Genomic DNA, 4,677 nt, shown 5'->3' with positions numbered 1-4,677 from the left:
TGCTACTTTTAAGTACATTCACCCGCTTAAAAAAAGGACTTTATGCCGCTTGACAACAAATATGCCGATGTACCGCTTCGTATCAGGAGCTGGGGAGTGATTATCTGTGTTTTTGCTGCGGCTGTCTCCCACCCCTACGCCATGTGTCTTTTTTCCCTATGGGTAAGCTTTCAAGCCCTTACGGAATTGGGCGGGCTCTTTGGTTTTAATCCGAGCTATTGGCGTATGGCTATTCCCTTGTTACAAGGGGTTTTACTATGGAGCTGTCCCAACTACTCCACTTATATGGTAGAAGCTTGTATGGTTGTGGGGATAGGCCTTATCCTATATCTATGCCTTAGGCAAATCCCCTTAGGATTGCCCCTTTCCCTACTGATTGTTTTGGCAGCCTACCCTCACCTGACTTTCTTACGTATGAAGCCACAAGGGGTGGAGTGGTTCATCTTCTTGGTGGTAACGACCGAACTCAACGACATCTTCCAATACCTCACTGGAAAGCGCTTTGGCAAGCACAAGATCTTACCCAAGATAAGCCCCAATAAGACCGTGGAAGGGTTTGTAGGCGGCTTACTGCTCACCCCTTTTTTGAGTGTGGGCTTAGGCTACTTGCTGAGGCTTCCTTTTGCACTACATACATTAGTTTTTGTAGGCTTATTCATTAGCTTTTTTGGTTTCTGGGGCGATGTGACTTTCTCTTACCTCAAGCGGCGGGCGGGGGTAAAGGACACCAGCCAACTGATTCCTGGTCATGGTGGTCTCTTGGATCGCATAGATAGTCTCTTGTTCAACTGTATTTGGTTTTACCTATGGATACGATAAAGCCCTTTTCCCGTAGTTTGCTTCTCTCCGGAGGAGGCACCCGCTTTGCCTTATACAATGGTATGTATGCAGCGTTGTGTGATATAGGCAAAGCTCCTGAGCTACTTATTGCCAGCTGTGGTGGGGCTTTTGCTGCCTTGGTAATCAATGCTTTTGCTAATAATACAGAGAGAAAAGCCTATCTGCAATCACAGGAGTTTTACCACTTTATCCAAAGCCTGTCCCTTACCCCTTATAGCAAGCTATATCGCTTGGGGCTTTTAGTCCTACAGAAGCGCTATGACCGGCGTCGTGCTCCCTTGGTAGAGGATGTATATACACGCTATTTGGTAGAAATGTCCCAAGACCTATCGGGGCTACTCCCCTCCTTGACCAAGTTAGCTTTTTCTGCTGCCTTGCCCACTATCATCATAGGAGCAAAGATGTGCTTTGCCCCCCATGAGTGTGGCAAGCGTAGGGGTAAGCGAAAACTCTACCAAGAGGTGCTCATAACCGACCCTGAGACTGCCCAGAGGATCCCTCTTGAGACACTGCAACATACCGAATCCAACTATACGCTTTCGGCCGTAGCAACCGATATAAGTGTGGAAACGGCTATTCCCTTGCTCTGGGCTGCCCGTATTTCTGTCTCGGATATGTTCTATGTAGCTCCTGTAAGCTATCAGGGGACATACTATGCAGGCGGGGCTATTGACCTTGTTCCTATGGAGCTGGCTTATGCGCTTTCAACTACTGTAATTGCTGAGCACAAGCAGGCCTACTCTCCTACCGAAGAGTCTTTGGTACGTGCCGTCTTGGGCTTTAGTGGCAACGAGCGGTTGGCGTCGGTGGCTTCCTATCCTGCCCAATGGATAGATACTCGAAGAGCAACTACCGTTCTAAAGGGCTTTTACTCTGAGAAATATATCAATTGGAAGCATCTGGAGATAGGAATTCACTTTCCCAAGGACTATTCCTCTTACCGAGAGCAGATAGAGCGGCAATGGGACTATGGTTACCAAACTATTCTTAACACCTTTAGCTTATGAATGTATTTATCATAGGAGGCACCACTGGCATAGGGTTTGCCTTGGCTCACTTCTACCAGCAAAGCGGCCATCGGGTTGGGGTATGCGGCAGAGATCTTAGCAAGCTCCCCAAGGCAGTTCCTTTTGAGAGTTATAAGGCCGATGTTATAGACAAAGCACTATTAACCCAGGGGATACGACAGTTTGTAGGCTCAGACACCCTCTCCTTACTTATCAACTGTGCGGGTAGCTATGCCGAGGATGTGGTAGGAGAAATTTCTTACGAGGAGGCGGTCAGTATGCTACAAACCAATATCATAGGAGCCGTCAATACCTTGGAGGTTGGCCGAGAACTTATGGCTCATCATGGAGGCCAAATCGTCCTGCTAGCATCTATCTCAGGGATTTTGGACTATCCCTCCTCCAGCCTATATACCAAGACCAAGCGCAGTGTTTTACAGATAGCCGATGCCTATAGGCGTGCCTTACGCCCCTTTGGCATCTATATCACCTCTATTGCGCCTGGGTATGTAGCCACCCAAAAGCTCTACAAGCTCAACCAAAACAATCTCTCTAAGAAACCTTTTCTGGTGAGTGAAGATAGAGCAGTAGCCGAAATCAGCAGGGCTATCACTCAAAAGAAAAGCCTACACCTCTTCCCTACTCGTATGAAGTGGCTCATGCAATTACTCTCGCTACTGCCTAAGCCTTTGCTGTCCTTACTAATGTACAGAAAGGCCAAATGGATGCAAAATCACAACTAATTCTAACAAAAAATTAGGTAATTAAAAAATAATTTTCTATTTTTGTCGTATCAAAATCATTATACCATGAACACAGGTTTTTTCAAAAGTCATGAAGGGGAAGAACTATTCTTCTACGAATGGAATTACAAGCCCGGACAAAAGACCCTTATCGTAATCCATAGAGGGCATGAGTATGGGGAGCGTCTACAGGAATTTGCTACCCATCCGCTCTTTGCTGCCTACAACATCTTTGCTTTTGACATGCGTGGACATGGGCACACCAAAGCCGCTGCATCTCCTGTTTTCATGGATTCGGTACGGGACTTGGATACCTTTGCCAAGTTCCTTGGGCAGCACTATGAGGTACGCGAGGAAGATATCTTTGTAGTGGCCAATAGTATTGGCGGGGTAATCACATCGGCTTGGGTGCATGATTTTGCACCCCGCATCGCTGGCATGGCGCTCTTGGCTCCTGCCTTTGAGATCAACCTGATCGTTCCTATGGCCAAGCAAGCCATCGAGTTGGCTCTAAAAATCAATCCTAAACTGATTGTTAAGAGCTATGTAAAATCCAAGATGCTCACTCGCGACACTAAGCAGCAACAGGCTTACGATAATGACCCTCTCATCACCCGCTCTATCAATGGCAAACTCCTCATTGACCTTGCCAATGCTGGTAAGCGATTGGTGGAAGATGCCGCTGCAATCACCACCCCTACCCTACTGCTCTCCGCTAAAAAAGACTTTGTGGTGATTAACCGACAGCAAAAGCAGTTTTATGTAAACCTATCCTCCCCTATAAAAGAGTTTGTTACCTTGGAGGGCTTCCATCATGGAATTCTCTTCGAGCAAGGCCGTGAGGAAGTATATAAGCTCCTACAACACTTTATCCAAAAGGCTTTCTCTGCACCCTTGCCTACTCCTACTCTTGATTCTGATCTCTTTACTCAGAAAGAATTTGAGACCATGCAATATGAACTGATTCCCACCAGAGAGCGTTGGGGTTACCATCTTCAGAAATGGGCGTTGAGCAAGCTTGGTCACCTCAGTGGTGGTATGACTGTAGGGCTTACCTATGGCTTCGATTCTGGCGCCTCCATGGATTATGTATATAAAAACACGCCACAAGGCAAGTGGGGTATAGGTCGTTGGATGGACAAAAGCTATCTCAATGCCATAGGCTGGCGCGGGGTACGTATCCGCAAGAGACACCTCCTACAACAGGTAGAAAAGGCTATACAAGCCCTACAAGCCCAAGAACAGGAGGTAAAAATATTGGACATCGCAGGTGGAGTGGGCAACTACCTTTTTGATATCAAAGAGCGCCACCCTGAAGTGGAGATCGTTATCAATGAGTTCCTACCAGCCAACATACAGAAGGGAGAGCAAATTATCAAAGAGCGTGGCTACCAGAATATTCGCTTTACCAATTACAATTGTTTTGAGGCTGATACTTACCGCAAACTAAATTATTCGCCCAATATCACCATCATCTCAGGTATTTTTGAGCTTTTTGGTGATAATATCTTGGCCTCTGAGGCAATCAAGGGGGTGGTTTCTATCTCGGACAATGGGTATATCATCTATACAGGACAGCCATGGCACCCCCAGCTCAAAACCATTGCCTTTGTCCTGAAGAGCCATCAGGAAAAAGACTGGGTGATGCGCCGCCGTAGCCAGCGTGAATTGGACGGACTTTTCTCCCTCCAAGGAGTCAAGAAAAAAAGTATGCTGATTGATGATTTTGGAATCTTTACTGTTAGTTTAGGACAAGTAAAGAAATATTAGGTGAGAATATATGAAAATAATTTATGCTTTTATAATAGCACTTATCCTAAGTGTGATTGCTTTTTTCCTTCTTTAAAACTAAGTATTTTGTATTCTTCATTTAGGTGATATTTCATTTTGGTTTCATTGTACCAAGTATCGTGTTCTTTTCCATCACACAAGCTATTTTCGTGAGGAACGGTTTCTATTTGTGCTAATCGTTTCTGTAAGACATTCATTTAGTTGCTTTTTCTAAAAGTGATTCCATAAAGTCGGCAGTCTCATCGGCAATAAGCAACTTGCTTCCTGGTTTGGCAACTCGGAGCATTTCGCTCATA

At 45.7% G+C, this 4,677-nt stretch carries 5 protein-coding genes and 1 pseudogene; 4 read left to right on the top strand and 2 right to left on the bottom strand.

Annotated features, from left to right (window positions below; translation table 11 throughout):
• Positions 1–42: 42 nt before the first annotated feature.
• The 4 genes from Q0625_RS14715 (at position 43) to Q0625_RS14700 (ending at position 4,360) form a co-directional block, all read left to right on the top strand.
• Positions 43–819 carry a phosphatidate cytidylyltransferase gene (locus tag Q0625_RS14715; protein WP_298828946.1) on the top strand — a complete coding sequence of 259 codons (777 nt, stop codon included), beginning with the start codon at positions 43–45 and terminating at the stop codon, positions 817–819.
• The gene (locus Q0625_RS14710) at positions 807–1,847 is read left to right on the top strand and encodes a patatin-like phospholipase family protein (protein ID WP_298828943.1); all 1,041 of its coding nucleotides are present in this window, start codon (positions 807–809) and stop codon (positions 1,845–1,847) included. Before Q0625_RS14715 ends, Q0625_RS14710 begins: the two co-directional genes overlap by 13 nt.
• Positions 1,844–2,590 (top strand): SDR family oxidoreductase, encoded by a 747-nt coding sequence (locus tag Q0625_RS14705; protein ID WP_298828940.1) that lies wholly within the window; start codon positions 1,844–1,846, stop codon positions 2,588–2,590. Before Q0625_RS14710 ends, Q0625_RS14705 begins: the two co-directional genes overlap by 4 nt.
• A 66-nt stretch (positions 2,591–2,656) precedes the next feature.
• Positions 2,657–4,360, top strand: coding sequence for a bifunctional alpha/beta hydrolase/class I SAM-dependent methyltransferase (locus Q0625_RS14700; RefSeq protein WP_298828937.1), 1,704 nt, complete (start codon positions 2,657–2,659; stop codon positions 4,358–4,360).
• 41 nt (positions 4,361–4,401) lie between these two features.
• On the opposite strand, the gene Q0625_RS14695 is transcribed toward Q0625_RS14700, so the two are convergent.
• Together Q0625_RS14695 and Q0625_RS14690 are read right to left on the bottom strand one after the other, a co-directional pair.
• Positions 4,402–4,578, bottom strand: a complete 177-nt coding sequence (locus tag Q0625_RS14695; RefSeq protein WP_298828934.1) for a hypothetical protein — start codon at positions 4,576–4,578, stop codon at positions 4,402–4,404.
• Between the two features lie 5 nt (positions 4,579–4,583).
• A pseudogene (locus tag Q0625_RS14690) lies at positions 4,584–4,677 on the bottom strand (ubiquinone biosynthesis methyltransferase UbiE); the annotation flags it as partial.

The sequence above is a fragment of the uncultured Capnocytophaga sp. genome (assembly GCF_938029845.1).
Classification (GTDB): Bacteria; Bacteroidota; Bacteroidia; order Flavobacteriales; family Flavobacteriaceae; genus Capnocytophaga.
The sequence above is the reverse complement of the archived record's forward strand: the minus strand, read 5'-3'. Positions and strand labels throughout refer to the sequence as shown.

What these genes read in the sequence shown, in the direction of transcription:
- Q0625_RS14715 (WP_298828946.1), top strand. Translation starts at nt 43, where the DNA reads ATGCCGCTTGACAACAAATATGCCGATGTACCGCTTCGTATCAGGAGC.
- Q0625_RS14695 (WP_298828934.1), bottom strand. Translation starts at nt 4,578, where the DNA reads ATGAATGTCTTACAGAAACGATTAGCACAAATAGAAACCGTTCCTCAC.
- Q0625_RS14710 (WP_298828943.1), top strand. Translation starts at nt 807, where the DNA reads ATGGATACGATAAAGCCCTTTTCCCGTAGTTTGCTTCTCTCCGGAGGA.
- Q0625_RS14700 (WP_298828937.1), top strand. Translation starts at nt 2,657, where the DNA reads ATGAACACAGGTTTTTTCAAAAGTCATGAAGGGGAAGAACTATTCTTC.
- Q0625_RS14705 (WP_298828940.1), top strand. Translation starts at nt 1,844, where the DNA reads ATGAATGTATTTATCATAGGAGGCACCACTGGCATAGGGTTTGCCTTG.